Source organism: Sphingomonas ginkgonis (assembly GCF_003970925.1).
Taxonomy (GTDB): Bacteria; Pseudomonadota; Alphaproteobacteria; order Sphingomonadales; family Sphingomonadaceae; genus Sphingomicrobium; species Sphingomicrobium ginkgonis.
Genome location: NZ_RWJF01000001.1, coordinates 1,352,326 through 1,369,418, shown reverse-complemented (window position 1 = coordinate 1,369,418; position 17,093 = coordinate 1,352,326). Strand labels below are relative to the sequence as shown.

At 68.6% G+C, this 17,093-nt stretch carries 15 protein-coding genes; 6 read left to right on the top strand and 9 right to left on the bottom strand.

All coding sequences use genetic code 11. From position 1 onward, the window contains the following. Positions 1 to 63 precede the first annotated feature (63 nt). Complete coding sequence (gene yghU / locus HMF7854_RS06630) at positions 64 to 933, bottom strand: glutathione-dependent disulfide-bond oxidoreductase (protein ID WP_126718377.1); 870 nt, start codon at positions 931 to 933, stop codon at positions 64 to 66. 88 nt (positions 934 to 1,021) lie between these two features. On the opposite strand from yghU, the gene HMF7854_RS06625 reads away from it, so the two are divergent. Then, entirely contained in the window at positions 1,022 to 2,260 is a 1,239-nt protein-coding gene (locus HMF7854_RS06625; RefSeq protein WP_126718376.1) for a bifunctional phosphopantothenoylcysteine decarboxylase/phosphopantothenate synthase, read from the top strand. A 1-nt stretch (position 2,261) separates the two neighbouring features. Here the strand turns inward: HMF7854_RS06625 and HMF7854_RS06620 are convergent, their stop codons facing one another. The 4 genes from HMF7854_RS06620 to mce are packed head-to-tail and all read right to left on the bottom strand — an operon-like array spanning position 2,262 to position 7,146. Continuing rightward, complete coding sequence (locus HMF7854_RS06620) at positions 2,262 to 4,289, bottom strand: acetyl-CoA carboxylase biotin carboxylase subunit (RefSeq protein ID WP_126718375.1); 2,028 nt, start codon at positions 4,287 to 4,289, stop codon at positions 2,262 to 2,264. Beyond that, positions 4,289 to 4,507, bottom strand: coding sequence for a hypothetical protein (locus HMF7854_RS06615; RefSeq protein WP_126718374.1), 219 nt, complete (start codon positions 4,505 to 4,507; stop codon positions 4,289 to 4,291). The genes HMF7854_RS06620 and HMF7854_RS06615 overlap by 1 nt, the downstream gene beginning before the upstream one ends. Then, complete coding sequence (gene scpA, locus HMF7854_RS06610) at positions 4,504 to 6,711, bottom strand: methylmalonyl-CoA mutase (RefSeq protein ID WP_126718373.1); 2,208 nt, start codon at positions 6,709 to 6,711, stop codon at positions 4,504 to 4,506. Before scpA ends, HMF7854_RS06615 begins: the two co-directional genes overlap by 4 nt. 15 nt (positions 6,712 to 6,726) lie before the next feature. Further along, entirely contained in the window at positions 6,727 to 7,146 is a 420-nt protein-coding gene (mce, locus tag HMF7854_RS06605) for a methylmalonyl-CoA epimerase (protein ID WP_126718372.1), read from the bottom strand. A gap of 90 nt (positions 7,147 to 7,236) precedes the next feature. On the opposite strand from mce, the gene dut reads away from it, so the two are divergent. Together dut and HMF7854_RS06595 are read left to right on the top strand one after the other, a co-directional pair. After that, positions 7,237 to 7,674 (top strand): dUTP diphosphatase, encoded by a 438-nt coding sequence (gene dut, locus HMF7854_RS06600; protein WP_126718371.1) that lies wholly within the window; start codon positions 7,237 to 7,239, stop codon positions 7,672 to 7,674. Beyond that, a complete protein-coding gene (locus tag HMF7854_RS06595; protein ID WP_126718370.1) occupies positions 7,671 to 8,432 on the top strand; it encodes a HesA/MoeB/ThiF family protein in 762 nt (253 codons plus the stop codon). The genes dut and HMF7854_RS06595 overlap by 4 nt, the downstream gene beginning before the upstream one ends. Positions 8,433 to 8,444: 12 nt before the next feature. On the opposite strand, the gene topA is transcribed toward HMF7854_RS06595, so the two are convergent. From topA to plsY, 4 genes are read right to left on the bottom strand one after another with little or no spacing between them, the layout of a single operon-like run. After that, entirely contained in the window at positions 8,445 to 10,928 is a 2,484-nt protein-coding gene (topA, locus tag HMF7854_RS06590) for a type I DNA topoisomerase (protein WP_126718369.1), read from the bottom strand. Between the two features lie 57 nt (positions 10,929 to 10,985). Beyond that, positions 10,986 to 11,303, bottom strand: coding sequence for a hypothetical protein (locus HMF7854_RS06585; RefSeq protein WP_126718368.1), 318 nt, complete (start codon positions 11,301 to 11,303; stop codon positions 10,986 to 10,988). 19 nt (positions 11,304 to 11,322) lie between these two features. After that, positions 11,323 to 12,408 carry a DNA-processing protein DprA gene (gene dprA / locus HMF7854_RS06580; RefSeq protein ID WP_126718367.1) on the bottom strand — a complete coding sequence of 362 codons (1,086 nt, stop codon included), beginning with the start codon at positions 12,406 to 12,408 and terminating at the stop codon, positions 11,323 to 11,325. Beyond that, positions 12,405 to 12,995, bottom strand: coding sequence for a glycerol-3-phosphate 1-O-acyltransferase PlsY (plsY, locus tag HMF7854_RS06575; RefSeq protein WP_126718366.1), 591 nt, complete (start codon positions 12,993 to 12,995; stop codon positions 12,405 to 12,407). The genes dprA and plsY overlap by 4 nt, the downstream gene beginning before the upstream one ends. Positions 12,996 to 13,134: 139 nt before the next feature. On the opposite strand from plsY, the gene murI reads away from it, so the two are divergent. From murI to HMF7854_RS06560, 3 genes are all read left to right on the top strand, one after another. Further along, a complete protein-coding gene (gene murI, locus HMF7854_RS06570) occupies positions 13,135 to 13,926 on the top strand; it encodes a glutamate racemase (RefSeq protein ID WP_126718365.1) in 792 nt (263 codons plus the stop codon). 55 nt (positions 13,927 to 13,981) lie between these two features. Continuing rightward, positions 13,982 to 15,199, top strand: coding sequence for a 5-aminolevulinate synthase (hemA, locus tag HMF7854_RS06565; protein ID WP_126718364.1), 1,218 nt, complete (start codon positions 13,982 to 13,984; stop codon positions 15,197 to 15,199). Between the two features lie 137 nt (positions 15,200 to 15,336). Then, a complete protein-coding gene (locus HMF7854_RS06560; RefSeq protein WP_126718363.1) occupies positions 15,337 to 17,031 on the top strand; it encodes a hypothetical protein in 1,695 nt (564 codons plus the stop codon). The last annotated feature ends 62 nt before the right edge of the window (positions 17,032 to 17,093 follow it).

Sequence of the window (17,093 nt, the reverse complement as noted above, 5' to 3'; positions counted from 1 at the left end):
CGCAGACGACAAGGAGACCTCCGATTAGCCGCGAAAGGTAAATGAGTCCGAAACGGAGGGATCCTAGGAGAGTGCCGCAGCTTCCTGCAGTGCGCTGTCCACATCCGCCGCGCTGTGCCTCTCGCGCAGCTGCGCTCCCTCGCCCGTGATCCGGTTGACGATCCGGCCGCGCCGCACCGCCGGCCGATCCGCGATTTGCTTCGCCCAGCGCAGCACATGCTCATATTCGTGGACCGACAGGAACGTGTCGGCACCCTCGTAGGTCCTGCCCAGCGCGACCTGCCCGTACCAGGGCCAGATCGCCATGTCGGCGATGCTGTACTCCGCTCCCGCGACATACTCATGATCGCGGAGCTGCCGGTCGAGGACGTCGAGCTGGCGCTTGGCCTCCATCGCGTAGCGGTCGATGGCGTATTGGATCTTGACCGGCGCGTAGGCGAAGAAGTGCCCGAACCCGCCTCCGAGGAAGGGCGCGGAGCCCATCTGCCACATCAGCCAGCTGAGCGTCTCCGCCCGCCGGGGACCGGTTGCCGGCAGGAAGGCGGCGAACTTCTCGGCGAGGTAGAGAAGAATGGCGCCGCTCTCGAACACCCGCACCGGCTCGTCGCCGGATCGATCCACCAGCACCGGTATCTTGCTGTTCGGATTGGCCTCGACGAACCCGCTCGAGAACTGCTCCCCATCACGAATGTTGATCAGCCAGGCGTCATACTCTGCCTGGTCGAAGCCGGCTGCCAGCAACTCCTCGAACAGGATCGTCACCTTCTGCCCGTTGGGCGTCGCCAGCGAGTAGAGCTGGAACGGGTGCTCGCCGACCGAGAGGTCCTTGTCATGGGTCTGCCCGGCGACCGGCCGGTTGATGCTGGCGAACTGCCCACCGCTTGGCTGATTCCAGGTCCAGACCTTCGGGGGTACGTAGTCGGCGTCGGCCATCCGTCATTCTCCTGCGAGGGCCGCCGGACCTAGGAAGCGCCTGCCGCTCTTTCCAGTACCGGCGCCGCCCGCTAGTCACCTCCGCGTCATGGCGCGCATCCTGCTCATCGTCGGCGGCGGCATCGCCGCCTACAAGGCCAGCGAGCTGATCCGGCTCGCTCGCAGGGCCGGCAACAGCGTGACTCCGGTGCTGACCGCCGGGGGAGCCCATTTCGTTACCCCAATGACCCTCGCCGCGCTGGCGGAGAGCCCGGTCTATACCTCCTTGTGGGACCTCAAGGACGAGACCGAGATGGGGCACATCCAGCTCAGCCGGGCGGCCGATCTCGTGCTCGTCTGCCCGGCTACGGCCGACCTTCTGGCGAAGATGGCGGCGGGGATCGCCGACGACCTTGCCACGACCCTCCTCCTCGCGACCGACAAACCGGTGGTCGCCGCCCCGGCGATGAACGTCCGCATGTGGCAGCACGCGGCGACGCAGGCCAATGTCGCCACGCTGCGCGGGCGCGGGATCATGGTGATCGAGCCGGACGAGGGCGAGATGGCGTGCGGCGAATACGGGCCGGGGCGCTTGCCCGAGCCGGCAGCGATCCTGGCGCAGCTCCCGCTCGAAGCGCCGGCGCTGCCGGGTCATCCCGAGTTCCAGGCCGGAGCCGCGCCGGGCGAAGGGCTGGTGCCACAGCCAGCCGCGGGACCGCTCGCCGGAAAGCACATCCTCGTCACCGCGGGACCCACCCACGAGCCGATCGACCCCGTGCGCGTGATCGCCAACCGCTCCTCGGGGAAGCAGGGCTTCGCGATCGCCGCCGCCGCCGCGCAGGCCGGCGCGCGGGTCACGCTGGTGGCCGGTCCGGTGTCCCTGCCGACCCCCGGCGGGGTGACACGCATCGACGTCGAGACCGCCGAGCAGATGCTCGCTGCGGCCGATGCCGCCCTGCCGGCCGACGCAGCGATCCTCGTCGCCGCAGTCGCCGACTGGAAGGTGGCGCCCTCACCGACCAAGCTGAAGAAGAGCGCCGGTCCGCCACGGCTCGAGTTCGCGCCCAATCCCGACATCCTGGCGACGCTCGGTCGCCACCCACTCCGTCCGCGCCTGCTGGTCGGCTTTGCGGCCGAGACTGGGGACCTGCTCGCCCAGGCCGAGGCCAAGCGAAACGCGAAGGGCGCCGACTGGATCGTCGCCAACGACGTGTCGGGCGACGTGATGGGCGGCGGCACCAACCAGGTCCACCTCGTCACTGCCGGGGGCGACGAGGAATGGGATCACCTCCCGAAGGAAGAAGTCGGGCGCCGCCTCGTCGCGCGAGTCGCCGAGGCGCTGCGCTAGGCTACTCGAACTCGACGATCACCTGGTCGACGGCCATGCTGTCGCCGGCGCTGGCGGGGGTCGCCTTGACGGTCCCCGTCTTCTCGGCGCGAAGGATGTTTTCCATCTTCATCGCCTCCATCACCGCGATCGGCTGGCCGGCCTCCACTTTCTCGCCGACCTGCACGTCGAGCCGGGTCAGCAACCCGGGCATGGGCGCCAGCAGGAACTTCGACAGGTCCGGCGGCACCTTCTCGATCATGTGCCGGGCCAGCTCGGCGACGTGCGGCGGAAGGACGATCGCGCGGTGCTGCGCGCCGCGGGTCGTGAGCTTCCAGTTGGCCTTGTCGCGCGCGACCTTGACGATCCGCGTGCGGTCGCCGATGCGCGCCTCGATCAGCCGCTGCCCGGGGATATAGTCGCAGTCGAGCTGCTCCTCGCGCCCGCCGTCGACGCTGACCCGGTCGATGTTGAAGCGGACCCGGTGCTCGACCCCACCGTCCAATCGCACGACATGCTCATGGCGGAGCGTCAGCGGGCCGCCCAACTGCCCGTCGACCTGCCCCGCCCGGACCTCGTGCGCGGTGGCGATCAGCGCGGCGATGGCGGCCAGGTCGCCCGTCAGCTGCTCGTCCAGCGGCGCGCCGTGGAAGCCGTCCGGATATTCCTCGGCGATGAAGCCGGTGGTCAGCTCGCCCGAGCGGAAGCGCGGGTGCTGCATGATCGCCGAGACGAAGTCGACGTTGTGTCCGAGCCCCTCGATCTCGAACGCGTCCAAGGCCGCGACCTGGCGGTCCGCCGCCTCGTCGCGGGTCCTCCCCCAGGTCACCAGCTTGGCGATCATGGGATCGTAGAACATCGAGACTTCGCCGCCCTCATAGACGCCGTCGTCGACGCGCACCCCGGCCACGCCGCGGCGGCCGTTCTCGGCGCCGTCGTCGGTCCAGCCCTTCACCGGCGGGCGATAGCGGGTCAGCCGCCCGGTCGAGGGCAAGAAGCCGCGATACGGGTCCTCGGCATAGACCCGGTTCTCGATCGACCAGCCGTCGATCTTGATGTCGTCCTGCGTGAACGGCAGCGCCTCGCCCGCCGCGACGCGGATCATCTGCTCGACGAGGTCGATCCCGGTGATCGCCTCGGTCACCGGATGCTCGACCTGGAGCCGTGTGTTCATCTCCAAGAAGTAGAAACTCTCGCCCGTCGGGTCGGCGCCCGACACGATCAGCTCGACCGTGCCCGCGCTGTAATAGGCGACCGCTCGGGCCAGCGCGACGCACTGCTCGCCCATCGCCTTGCGCATGGCGGGGGTGACGAACGGCGACGGCGCCTCTTCGACGACCTTCTGGTGGCGCCGCTGGATCGAGCACTCGCGCTCGTTGAGGTAAAGGATATTCCCTTGCTGGTCGCCGAGGATCTGGATCTCGATGTGGCGCGGGTCGAGGATGAACTTCTCGATGAAGACGCGGTCGTCGCCGAAGCTGTTCAGCCCCTCGCGCTTGACGCTCTCGAACCCCTCGCGGACGTCCTTCTCGGTATAGGCCAGCCGCATCCCCTTGCCGCCGCCGCCCGCCGACGCCTTCATCATCACCGGATAGCCGATCTCGTTCGAGATCCGCACCGCAAGCTCGGTGTCCTCGATCTCGCCGACGAACCCGGGGACGACGTTGACGCCCGCCTGCATGGCGAGCTTCTTGGACTCGATCTTGTCGCCCATCGCCGCGATCGCGTTCGCCGGGGGGCCGATGAAGGCGATGCCGTTGGCGGCGAGCGCCTCGGCAAAGCTGGTCCGCTCGGACAGGAAGCCATAGCCCGGGTGCACCGCCTCGGCGCCCGTCGCCTTGCAGGCGTCGATGATCAGCTCCGCCTTCAAATAGCTTTCAGACGCCGGCGCCGGCCCGAGCCGAACGCTCTCGTCCGCCATCTTCACGAACGGCGCCCGCGCATCGGCGTCGGAATAGACCGCCACCGTCTTGATGCCCATGCGCCGCGCCGTCTTGATCACCCGGCAAGCGATTTCGCCGCGATTGGCGATGAGGATTTTGGAGAACATCAACGCTCCATAGTGCGCGCCAAGGCGCGGAAAAATGCAATCGAAGCGACCGCGTACAGAACAACCAGAGCAAGCAGAATCAGGCTCACTCGGAGAAGCGCAGGATGGTCATTCATCATCATTGGCACGGCAATCGGCATCAGTTGACCGACGAGCCACCACAATACCGCTGACCCAAGGGAGTAAACGATCGCCCAAATCGCCAACGATCGCTTCACTCCGCCGCCTCGTCCACCGGCGGCATGTTATGGCCGAGCAGCTGGAGCACCTCGCCCGCTGCGTCGATGAGGTTGGTGCCGGGCCCGAAAATGCCCTGCACACCCGCCTCGCGGAGGAACTGGTAATCCTGCGCGGGGATGACGCCGCCGGCGACGACCTTGATGTCGCTCCGGCCCGCGTCGCGCAAATGCTGGATCAGCTCGGGGATGAGCGTTTTGTGGCCGGCCGCGAGGCTCGACGCGCCGACCACGTCGACGTCCGCCTTGATCGCGGTCTCGGCCGCTTCGGCGGGCGTCTGGAACAAGGGGCCGGCAACCACCTCGAAGCCCATGTCGCCAAAGGCCGAGCTGACGAGGTTGGCACCCCGATCATGGCCGTCCTGACCCATTTTGGCGACAAACAGGCGGGGCTTGCGGCCCTTGCGCCGCTCGATCGCCGACACGCCGTCGGTCAGCGCCGACCAGCGCGTGTCGTTGCCATAGGCGCTGCCATAAACTCCGGCGACGGGTGTCGGGACCGTGTCGTAGCGCCCGAACGCCGCCTCCATCGCGCTCGAGATCTCGCCGAGCGTGGCGCGCTGCCGCGCCGCCTCGACGGCGAGCGCGAGCAGGTTCGCGCTGCCCCCCGCGCCTTCTCGCAGCGCATCCAGCGCCGCCCGGCACGCCGCCCCGTCGCGGCCCGCACGGACCCGCTCGATGCGCGCGATCTGCGCCTCGCGAACCGCGTGGTTGTCGACTTCGAGGATGTCGATCTCGTCGGAGTCGGCGAGCCGGTACTTGTTGACCCCGACGATCACGTCCTCGCCGCGGTCGACCCGCGCCGCACGCGCCGCGCTGGCTTCCTCGATCATCGCCTTGGGCCAGCCGGCGCCGACGGCGTTCGCCATCCCGCCCTCGGCATCAACCCGCTCGATGATCTCCCACGCGCGATCGACCAGATCCTTGGTCAGCGCCTCGACATAGTAGGAGCCGCCCAGGGGATCGACGACCTTGGTCATCCCGGTCTCTTCCTGCAGCACGATCTGCGTGTTGCGAGCGATGCGGGCGGAGAAGTCCGTCGGCAGCGCGATCGCCTCGTCGAGCGCGTTGGTGTGCAGGCTCTGGGTCCCGCCGAGCATCGCCGCCATCGCCTCGATCGTCGTGCGGATGACATTGTTGTAGGGGTCCTGCTCGGTCAGCGAAACACCGCTGGTCTGGCAGTGCGTGCGAAGCATCTTCGACCGCTCGTCCTTGGCGCCGAGCTCGCTCATCACCCGGTGCCACAGGGTGCGCGCTGCGCGCAGCTTAGCCACTTCCATGAAGAAGTTCATGCCGATGGCGAAGAAGAAGCTCAGGCGACCGGCGAACCGGTCGATGTCGAGCCCCGACGCGATCGCCGCCCTAGCATATTCCTTGCCGTCCGCGATGGTGAAGGCGAGCTCCTGCACCTGCGTCGCCCCCGCCTCCTGCATGTGGTAGCCGGAGATCGAGATCGAGTTGAACTTGGGCATGTGCTCGGACGTGTAGGCGATGATGTCCGAGACGATCCGCATCGAGGCGTCGGGCGGATAGATGTAGGTGTTGCGGACCATGAACTCCTTGAGGATGTCGTTCTGGATGGTCCCGTCGAGCTTCGCCTGAGGAACGCCCTGCTCCTCGCCCGCGACGATGAAGAAGGCGAGGATCGGGATCACCGCGCCGTTCATCGTCATCGAGACGCTCATCTCGTCGAGCGGGATGCCGTCGAACAGGATTTTCATGTCGTCGATCGTGTCGATCGCCACCCCCGCCTTGCCGACGTCGCCGGTCACGCGCGGATGGTCGCTGTCGTAGCCGCGGTGGGTAGCGAGATCGAAGGCGACGGAGAGCCCCTTCTGCCCCGCTGCCAGGTTCCGGCGGTAGAAGGCGTTGCTTTCCTCCGCCGTGGAGAAGCCCGCATATTGCCGGATGGTCCACGGCCGCCCGGCGTACATCGACGCGCGCACGCCGCGGGTGAACGGTGCAAAGCCGGGTAGGCCCGGGTCCCAGCCTTCCACGTCCGCGCTCGTGTAGAGCGGCTTGACGTCGATGCCTTCCGGCGTGTGCCAGATGAGGTCGCGTCCCTTCACCTCCCTGGCGGCCAGCGCCTGCCAGGCCTCGGGCGACGGGGCAGTGGACGGCTCGGGCAGGTCGCGCGGCTTGGGCGCAGCGCCGCTGTCCTCGCCGCTGTTCGTCTCGATGGTCATACCTATGCGCCTAGCTCAATGCGCCGCCTTGGGCGACTCCATGATCTCGGTCAGCACGCCGCCAATGTCCTTCGGGTGGAGGAAGAAGATCGGGGTGCCGTGCGCGCCGATGCGGGTCGGGCCGAGGATGCGCGCGCCCTTCTCCTCGAACCAGCGGCGCGCCGCCGCGATGTCGTCCACCTCGAAGCAGACATGATGCTGGCCGCCCTCGGGGTTTTTCTCGAGGAAGCGCGCAATCGGCGACTCCGGCCCGAGTGGCTCGATCAGCTCCACCTGCATGTTCGGCGCGTCGACGAAGCACACCTTCACGCCCTGCTCGGGCAGGTCGAACGCCGACCCGTGCGGCTCGGCGCCGAACAGGCTGCGGTACCGCTCGACGCTCCGCTCGATCGACGGAGTGGCGACCCCGACATGGTTGAGGCGCCCCAGTTTCATTCCATTCTCCATGGCGCCGCTCATGCGGGTGCTTCCGCCGCATCGCAACCCCGTTGCCCCCCTTCTCCCGCTTGGCTAGCGACGGCAGCCATGATCGACATCCAGCTTTGCCGCCTGCCGCATGGCGAAGGCCTACCCCTGCCCGCCTACACCACCCCCGGCGCGGCCGGCATGGACGTGGTCGCGGCGGAAGACATCGACCTGGCGCCCGGGCAGCGTCATGCGGTCGCGACCGGCTTTCGCCTTGCCATCCCGGAAGGCTATGAGGTGCAGGTCCGCCCCCGCTCGGGCCTCGCGCTCAAGCATGGCGTCACCGTCCCCAACACGCCGGGCACGATCGACAGCGACTATCGGGGCGAGCTCAAGGTAATCATGATCAATCACGGCGCCGAGACCTTCCCGGTCCGCCGTGGCGAGCGGATTGCCCAGCTGGTTCCCGCCGCGGTCACCCAGGCGCGCTTCGCCGAGGTCGCCGATCTCGACGACACGCACCGCGGCGAGGGCGGGTTCGGGAGCACCGGGCGCTGACCTTCACCGACGAGGAACTCGACCGCTATGCGCGCCAGATCGTTTTACGCGAGTTTGGCGGCGCAGGTCAGTCGCGGCTGAAGGCGGCGAGCGTCTGCGCGGTCGGCGCGGGCGGGATCGGGTCGGCGGTCATCCCCGCGCTGGCCGGCGCGGGCGTGGGCCGGCTGACGATCATCGACGGCGATATGGTCAGCCTGTCCAACCTCCAGCGCCAGTCCCTCTACCGCAGCGACCAGGTCGACCAACCCAAGGCGCCGCTCGCCGCCGCGTTCGTCGAAGCGCTAAACCCGTTCGTCACGATCACAGCCTGCGAGCAGCGGATCGACACCGCCAACGCCGCCGAGCTGCTGGCCGGCCACGACGTCATCCTCGACGGTACCGACAATTTCATGACCCGGCTGGCGGTCAGCGACTCCGCGGTGGGGCTCGGCATCCCCCTGCTCTCCGCCGCGGCCGCCCAATTTCAGGGTCAGGTCGGCCTCTGGCGCGGGCACGAGCCGGACCAGCCCTGCTATCGCTGCTTCGTCGGCGATGCGTTCGATGCGGACGATTGCGACAGCTGCGCGGAACTCGGCGTGCTCGGCGCACTCACCGGTACGGTGGGCAACTTCGCCGCACTGCTCGCGATCCGCACGCTCGCCGGGGTGGGCGAGGATCCCGCCGGCAAGCTCCACCTGTTCGACGGACTTACCGGTGACTGGCGCGCGATGACCCTGCGCAAGGACCCGGGCTGCCGGGCGTGTGGCTCGCAGCGCTGACGACGAGAAGAGTTACTTCTTCTTCGCCGCCGCCTTCTTCTTGGCCGGTGCCTTGCGCTTGCCCTTGACCGGACCCTTCGCCGCCTTCGCATCGACCAGCGCCACTGCCTCGTCTAGCGTCACCGCTTTGGGATCAGCCGTCTTCGGCAAGGTCGCATGCGTGGTTCCGTCGGTGACATAGGGGCCGAACCGACCCTCCATCACCTTGAGCTCCTTGCCCGTTTCCGGATGCGCGCCGAGCACCGCCAGCGGCTCGCGGCTCGCGCCTCGGCCCTTGCCGCCGCCGGCCGCCGCCTCGGCGAGCTTCACCACCGCCGCGTTCATGCCTGTCTCGAATACCTCGGCGGTGCTCGCCAGCCGGGCATATTTGCCCTGATGGACGAGATAGGGGCCGTAGCGCCCAATCGACGCGCTGATCGTTTCGCCCGTCTCCGGATGCGGTCCGATCTCGCGCGGGAGCGACAACAGCTTCTCCGCCCACTCGGTCGTAAGGTCCGCCAGCGGCACGTCCTTGGGGATCGACGCCCGCTTTTCGCCCTGCTCGACATAGGGACCGAACCGCCCGCTCTTAAGCAAGATGCCGTTGCCGAGTTCCTGCGGCCCCGTGTCCGCAGCCGCGTCCTCGCCGCCCTGCCCGAACTTCCGCGTATATTTGCAGTCGGGATAGTTGGAGCAGGCAACGAACGCGCCGAATTTGCCGCCGCGAAGGCCGAGCCGGCCGTTGCCGCATATCGGGCAGGCGCGCGGGTCCGACCCGTCGCCCTTGTCGAGGAACAGCCAGGGCGCGAGGAACTCGTCGAGCGCGGCCGTCACTTCCGACGGCTTCTGCTCCATCACCTCACCCGCCTTGGGCTTGAAGTCGCGCCAGAAGGCCTCGAGCAGCTTCTGCCAGTCGAGCCGCCCGCCCGACACGTCGTCGAGCTCTTCTTCGAGCTCGGCGGTGTAGTCGTAGCTGACGTAGCGCTCGAAGAAGCGTTCGAGGAAGGCGGTAACCAGCCGGCCGCTCTCCTCCGGGATGAAGCGGTTCTTTTCGAGCCGGACATATTCCCGGTCCTTCAGCGTCTGCAGAGTCGCCGCATAGGTCGACGGGCGCCCGATGCCGAGCTCCTCCAGCCGCTTGACCAGGCTCGCCTCGGAATAGCGCGGCAGCGGCTGGGTGAAGCTCTGGACCGCCTCGACCCCTGTCTTGGCCGGCGCGTCGCCCGAGCGGAGCAGCGGCATCCGCCCGCCGTCCTCGTCGTCCTTCTCGTCGCGACCTTCCTCATAGAGCGCCATGAAGCCGGGGAAGAGCACCACCTGGCCCGTTGCCCGAAGCACCGCGCGACCAGCGCCGTCGCTCAGCTCGACCGTCGTCCGCTCGAGCCGGGCGCTCGCCATCTGGCTCGCCAGCGCGCGGTTGTAGACCAGCTCGTACAAGCGGGCATGGTCGCCTGACCCCGCCTTGGCCCGCGAGAAGTCGGTCGGCCGGATCGCCTCGTGGGCCTCCTGCGCATTCTTGGCCTTGGTCGAATAATGGCGCGGCTTGTCGGGCAGGTAGCCGGCATCGTAGCGGCTCGCGACCGCCTTGCGTGCCGCGCTGATCGCCTCGTCGGCCATCTGCACGCCGTCGGTCCGCATGTAGGTGATCAGCCCGTCCTCGTAGAGCTGCTGCGCGATCCGCATCGTGTGGCTCGCCGCGAAGCCGAGCTTGCGCGCCGCTTCCTGCTGCAGGGTGGAGGTGGTGAAGGGGGGCGGCGGGTTGCGGCCGATCGGCTTGGTCTCGACATTCGAGACGCTGAACCGCCCCGCCTCTACCGCCGCCTTGGCGGCATCGGCAGAACCCCGGTCGCCGATCGTCAGCCGGTCGATCTTCCTGCCGTCGAGCTGCGCCAGCCGGGCGGTGAAGCCTTGGCCATCCTTCTCGAACTGCGCCGTGACCGTCCAGTATTCCTGGGGCTTGAAAATCTCGATCTCGCGCTCGCGGTCGACGATCAGCCGGAGCGCGACCGACTGAACCCGCCCCGCCGACTTGGCGCCCGGGAGCTTTCGCCAGAGGATCGGCGACAAGGTGAAGCCGACCAGATAGTCGAGCGCGCGGCGCGCCTTGTAGGCGTCGATCAGGTCCTCATCGAGCTGTCTGGGCTTGCCCATCGCCTCGGTCACCGCCGACTTGGTGATCGCGTTGAAGGTCACCCGCTCGACCTGCTTGGGCAGCGTCTTGCGCTTCTTCAGCACCTCCTGGACGTGCCAGCTGATCGCCTCACCCTCGCGGTCAGGGTCGGTGGCGAGGATCAGCGCGTCCGCCTTCTTCGCCTCGTCGGCGATGGCCTTCAATTGCTTCGCCTTGTCCGGGTAGGTCTCCCAGTCCATCGCGAAGCCCTCGTCGGGGTTCACCGACCCGTCCTTGGGCGGCAGGTCGCGGATATGGCCGTAGCTCGCCAGCACGCGGTGGCCGGGTCCCAGATATTTCTCGATAGTCTTCGCCTTGGCGGGCGACTCGACGACAACCAGTTTCAAGCGTCACATTCCCTATACGTACGTACGCGCGATTGTCGGGAGCGCCGCTCGGCAGCGTCAAGGGGTTCGCTGGCGTGCCAGGAGAAATCCTGCGCCAAGCAGCAGGTCGACCGCGGCGAACAGGCCAATCACCGGAGCGGCCCGGCCGATCGCGACCAGCGCCAGCGCCGGAACCGAGAAGACCAGCTTCTCCGCGACGGCCGGGAGCATCAGCGCCCGGTAACGCCGGGGATCGCCGCCGATGATCCAGAAGACTGCCTGAAACACGAGCGCGCAGCCGACGAACCCCAGGTAGGTTTCGGGCGAGACCGCCGGCACCATCGCGTACATCGGCAGGAGCACGACCAACCCGTAGATCGCGGCGCCGCGGAACATGCGCCGGGCGAAGGGTGAGTCAGCCGGCAAGACTCACCTTCCCGCCTGCGTGCCGGTCGAGGCGCCCGGCGAGATCCAGCTCGAGCAGGACGAGCTGCACTGCCCCCGGAGCCAGCCCGCTCTGCCGGACGATCTCGTCGACCGGCACCGGCGAGGGGCCGAGCAGTTCCTCGACGGTGCGGCGGTCGGCATCGTCGGGCTCTGCCGGCGGTTCGGGGCGGTGGTCGAACCGGTCCGCCGGCGAGCGGACCATGCCGCCGATTCCGCGCACGCTTTCCAGCACGTCGCGGGCATTCTGCACCAGCGTGGCGCCGTCGCGGATCAGCTGGTTGCAGCCCTGCGCGCGCGGATCGAGCGGCGAGCCCGGCACCGCCATCACCTCCCGCCCCGCCTCGGCCGCCATCCGCGCGGTGATCAGTGAGCCGGAGCGCGGCGCCGCCTCCACCACCACGGTGCCGAGACTCATCCCGGCGATGATCCGATTGCGGTAGGGAAAGTGGCGCGCCCTCGGCTCGGTCCCGAGCGGCATTTCGGCCAGCACCAGACCGTTCTCGAACATGGCGCGCTGCCGTTCCTCGTTCTCGGGCGGGTAGAAGACGTCGAGCCCGCCCGCGACCACGCCGACCGTGCCGGTCTCGAATGCCCCGTCGTGCGCCGCCGTGTCGATCCCGCGCGCCAGCCCCGAGACCACCGTCGCTCCCTCGCGCCCCAGCTCGTGCGCCAGCCCCCGGGCGAAGCGACACGCCGCCGCGCTGGCGTTGCGGGCGCCGACGATCGCGATCAGCGGCCGGTCCATGAGGTTGAGATTGCCGCGGGCGATGAGCAGCGGCGGCGCGTCCTCCTGCTCCGCCAGCGGCCGCGGATAGAGCCCCTGCCCGAGCACCAGCCAGCGTCCACCAAACGTCTCGACGGCGCCTAGCTCGCGTTCGGCCTGTGCGGCGCTCGCCACCAACACCGGTCGACCGCCGCCGCGCCTGGCAAGATCCGGCAGCGCCTCGATCGCGCGCTCGGGGCTGCCGAAGCGGGCGAGCAGCTGGCGCGCGGTGACCGGCCCGACGCCCGGGGTGCGGATCAGCCGCAGCCGGGCGACGAGGTCGCTCGTCACGCCCGGCTCCGCCCCACGCGCGGCTCGGTCCCGTTGCGAAGCCGGGCGATATTCTCGCGATGCTTGTAGATCACCAGCAGGGCGAACACGGCGAGCGCCGGGACAAGGTCCATCCGGCCGGTCACCAAGGCGACGATCGGGGCGCTCACCGCGGCGCTCATGCCCGCGACCGAGCTGATCCGGAGCGTCACCAGCAGCCCGAGCCACACCACGGCGTAGACGATGGCGGCGAGCGGTAGGAGCGGGATAAGGATCCCGAGCAGCGTCGCAACGCCCTTTCCGCCCTGGAACCGGAGCCACATCGAATAGAGATGGCCGACCAGCGCGCCGGCCGCCGCCGCAATCTCGTACCCCGGAAAGTAGCGCTGTGCGACAAGAACCGCCGCCGCGCCCTTCAGGACATCGAGGATCAGTGTCGCTGCCGCCAGCCCCTTCGATCCCGTCCGAAGCACGTTGGTGGCGCCGATGTTGCCCGAGCCGATGGCACGGATGTCGCCCTTGCCCGCCAGCGCGGTGAGGATCAGCCCGAAGGGGATCGCGCCCAGCAGATAGCCGATGGCGAAAGGAAGCAGCGCACTCACCGTCATGGACGGCTGGTTAGGAAAACTGCCGCTCCCGTGCAATCGCCGCCGGATGCGGCAAGCCCCACCCCGTGTTTTCACGAGGGAAGCGTCGATGCCAGCGGGACCTTCTGCTCGCTCCCCGGCCCGGCTACACGCGTCCGCCATGACCGACCCCAACGCCCCGCTTCTCTTCTTCGATTCCGGCGTGGGCGGCCTGTCGGTCCTTGCCCCCACCCGCGCGCTGCTGCCGGCCGCGCCGATCGTCTACGCCGCAGACAGCGCCGGCTTTCCCTACGGCACCAAGTCGGAGGCCGAGCTCGCCGCGCGTGTTCCCGCCCTGCTCGGCCGCCTCGTCGAACGCTTCCACCCGCGCCTCGCCGTCATCGCCTGCAACACCGCTTCGACCATCGCGCTCGAGCATGTTCGCGCCGCGCTCGACATTCCGGTCGTCGGCACCGTCCCCGCGATCAAGCCCGCCGCCGAGCGGTCGCGGAGCCGGGTCATCGCCGTGCTCGGAACCGAGGCGACCGTCCGCCAGCCCTATGTCGACGACCTCGCCGAGCGGTTCGCCACCGACTGCCGGATCGTTCGCCACGGCTCGCCCGAACTGGTCCGGCTGGCGGAAGCCAAGCTGGCCGGCAAGCAGGTCGACCCGGCGGAGATCGCTGCCGCGGTCGCTCCGCTCCAGGCGGCCGCCGGGGCGAACCTCGACACGGTGGTCCTCGCCTGCACCCACTTCCCGCTGCTGGGAGCCGAGCTCGCCGCTGCTCTGCCCGGCGTTGACTTCGTCGATGGCGGCCCCGGGATCGCCCGGCGCATCGCCCATCTCACCCGCGGGCAGCCCTGGCCCGACGATGCGCCGCCCGGAGTCGCCGTCTTCACCGGCCATTCACCCGTCCAGGCGCTTGGGAATGCACTAAGGGACTACGGGCTTTCCCAGATCCTCCGTCTATAAGTTCATTGGCAAAAGGGCCTGCTCCGAAGTAAGGGCGCCGGAGAGAGCGACACAGGTGGACTACAACCGCATCTTCAAGGCCGCGATCGACCGGCTGCACGACGAGGGACGCTACCGCGTCTTCATCGACATCCTGCGCACGCGCGGGCAGTTCCCCAACGCGCACTGCTTCGGCGGCAATGGCCCCAAGCCAATCACCGTCTGGTGCTCCAACGATTACCTCGGCATGGGCCAGCACCCCGCCGTGATCGCGGCGATGGAAGAGGCGCTGCACACAGTCGGCGCCGGGTCCGGCGGCACCCGCAACATCGGCGGCAACACCCATTATCATGTCGAGCTCGAGGCCGAGCTCGCCGATCTTCATGGCAAGCAGGCCGCGCTGCTGTTCACCAGCGGCTACGTCTCGAACGAGGCTGCGCTGTCCACGCTCGGCAAGCTCCTCCCCGGCTGCGTCATCTTCTCGGACGAACTGAACCACGCCTCGATGATCGCCGGGATCAAGAACTCCGGCTGCGAGAAGCGGGTGTTCCGCCACAACGACCTCGAGCATCTCGAGGAGCTGCTGGCGGCCGAGGACCCCGCGACCCCCAAGCTGATCGCGTTCGAGAGCGTCTATTCGATGGACGGCGACATCGCGCCGATCGCGGAGATTTGCGACCTCGCCGACCGCTATCATGCGTTGACCTACCTCGACGAGGTCCATGCCGTCGGCATGTACGGCTCCCGCGGCGGCGGCATCTCCGAGCGGGACGAGGTCGCGCAGCGGCTGACCATCATCGAGGGTACGCTCGGCAAGGCGTTCGGCGTGATGGGTGGCTATATCGCCGCCGACCAGAACATCGTCGACTGCATCCGCAGCTATGCGCCGGGGTTCATCTTCACCACCTCGCTTTCGCCGGTGCTCGCCGCCGGCGCGCTCGCCTCGATCCGCCACCTCAAGGTTTCGGACGAGGAGCGGCGCGGTCAGCAGGCCTCGGCGGCGGCGCTCAAGGCCAAGCTTGCCGATGCGGGGCTGCCGGTCATGCCGAGCGTCACCCACATCGTGCCGCTGCTGGTCGGCTGCCCGGTCAAGGCCAAGCGGATCAGCGACATCCTGCTCGCCGAGTATGGCTTCTACGTTCAGCCGATCAACTACCCCACCGTCCCGCGCGGGACCGAGCGGCTGCGCTTTACCCCCGGCCCGACCCATAGCGAGGCGATGCTCGACGAGCTGACCGACGCGCTGACCGAGATCTGGGGTCGGCTCGAGCTGGAGCTTCGGCAGGCCGCCTGAGCCGCTTGATTAAGGCTGAATTTCGCGCTTTTCTCTTTCGTAGCTAGGAAGCTCGGGAAACCCCGAGTCGCGTCGAGGGGGTTGGCGTGTTGGCAGCGAACCAAGCCGGAGGTCCGTCGCTCGGCCTTCCGATCCGATTGCGCCCCCTGGGGCGGGGAGCCACGCTCGGGCTTCGGATCGTCTGGTTCGCCACCCTGCTCTTCGCGGTCGGCGCGGTGATCAGCGGAACCATGTTCGTTCTTCGCGAGCACCGCCAGATCGCGCCGGTCTTTGCCGCCCGCGGCATCGACTATGATTACAGCGCCGACGGCCGCATCCTCCTGATGCAGCGCCATGGCCAAGACCAGAAGCTGACCGGCGAGCTGGTCGGGGTCGATGGTCGCCCGGTCCGTTCGCCACGCCTGCTCGACGATCTTACCCCGCTGGTCCAAGCGCTTCCCCAGCGCCCGGTCGAGCTCAGCTTTCGCGGTGAGGACGGGCAGGTCCGCTCGTTGGTGGTGCCGTTCAAGCCCGTCGTTCGCTCGCCGGACGCTGAACAGCGGTTCGCCCTTCGCCTCCTGCTCGGCCTCACCGCCTGCACCGTGCTCCTCGTCTGCTCGCTGCTGCTGGGCTTCCGGCGGCCAAGCGACCCGGTCGCGATGCTGTTTGCCTTCTCGTTCGCGCTGATCGCCGCGAGCATCGATCCGCCGCTCCTGATGTGGATGGGGCTCGGCCACTGGCTCGCCTACGACGTGGTGGGAGCGATCTGGTTCACCCTCCTGCTGATTGCGCTCACCAGCTTCCCCGATGGCGTCTTCTTCCCGCGCTTCTTCCGCTTCGTCCTGGTCACCAGCCTGCCGCTCGGCATCTTCCTCAGCCTGCCGCAGGTCGACGGCAACCTTCAGGCGCTGGTCGGGATCGCCGCGTTGCTCGGAGCGCTGCTGGGACAGGTCCGCCGTTATCGCCGGCTCTCGCCGGGGATCGAGCGACAGCAGATCAAATGGGCCTGCTTCGGCTTCGCGGCCGGCTTCGTCCTGCTCGCAGCGGCCTTTTCGCTGCTCCCCTTCGTCCCCGCCGGCGGCGCCGCCGACAGTCCGCTCCTGGCCATGGTGGTCGTGTCGCTGTTCAGCCTCGGCATGGCGCTCCTGCCGCTCGGGCTGCTGGTCGCCCTCCTCAAGTTCCGCCTGTGGGAGGCCGACCAAGTCATCGGCCGCTCCGCCGCCTATGCCGCGGTGACCCTGATCGTCGGGGTTGTCTGGGCGGCCAGCGCCGACCTCGCCAAGCTGATCATCTTCTCGATCATGGGCGAGCATCACGAGACCGGAGCGACGACACTCGGCGCGATCGTCGCGGCGGGGGTCTTCTCGCCGACCCAGTCGGCGGTGCTGCGCTGGTCTCAGAAGCATTTCCGCGATGCGGTGGAGCGGCTTCGCGACCTCCCCGCCGATCTCGACAAGTGGAAGCTGGTCGAACCGCCCGAAGTCCTCGGCGCCCGCGTACTCGAACGGATCGACGCGGCGGTCCATCCCAGCGCCGCCCGGCTCGAGCTGCTCACCGACCAGGGTGCGGAGCCGGTCGCCGCGATCCACGAGGCGGCGGAGACGAGCCAGGCGCTGCCGCTGAAGGACTCGGTGGGCCAGGTTGGCCGGCTGCTGCTCGGCAAGCGGTCCGACGGCAACCGCTACAACAAGGCCCAGCTCGAAGGCCTCCGCGCCATTCTCCCGGCGCTCGCCGACGCGCTGCGCACCAGCCATGCCCGCTTCAAGCGCGAGACCGGGATGCAGCGGCTGATCGAGGAGATGCAGACCCGCATCGCCGAGCTGGAGCGCCGCCCCGGTCCGGCGGCCGGCTGAGGACAGACATTCACCCCCTCGCCCGGTGGCGTCCGGGCGCGGACAGCGCTAGAGGCTCACCC

What these genes read in the sequence shown, in the direction of transcription:
- yghU (WP_126718377.1), bottom strand. Translation starts at nt 933, where the DNA reads ATGGCCGACGCCGACTACGTACCCCCGAAGGTCTGGACCTGGAATCAG.
- HMF7854_RS06625 (WP_126718376.1), top strand. Translation starts at nt 1,022, where the DNA reads ATGGCGCGCATCCTGCTCATCGTCGGCGGCGGCATCGCCGCCTACAAG.
- HMF7854_RS06620 (WP_126718375.1), bottom strand. Translation starts at nt 4,289, where the DNA reads ATGTTCTCCAAAATCCTCATCGCCAATCGCGGCGAAATCGCTTGCCGG.
- scpA (WP_126718373.1), bottom strand. Translation starts at nt 6,711, where the DNA reads ATGACCATCGAGACGAACAGCGGCGAGGACAGCGGCGCTGCGCCCAAG.
- mce (WP_126718372.1), bottom strand. Translation starts at nt 7,146, where the DNA reads ATGAAACTGGGGCGCCTCAACCATGTCGGGGTCGCCACTCCGTCGATC.
- dut (WP_126718371.1), top strand. Translation starts at nt 7,237, where the DNA reads ATGATCGACATCCAGCTTTGCCGCCTGCCGCATGGCGAAGGCCTACCC.
- HMF7854_RS06585 (WP_126718368.1), bottom strand. Translation starts at nt 11,303, where the DNA reads ATGTTCCGCGGCGCCGCGATCTACGGGTTGGTCGTGCTCCTGCCGATG.
- plsY (WP_126718366.1), bottom strand. Translation starts at nt 12,995, where the DNA reads ATGACGGTGAGTGCGCTGCTTCCTTTCGCCATCGGCTATCTGCTGGGC.
- murI (WP_126718365.1), top strand. Translation starts at nt 13,135, where the DNA reads ATGACCGACCCCAACGCCCCGCTTCTCTTCTTCGATTCCGGCGTGGGC.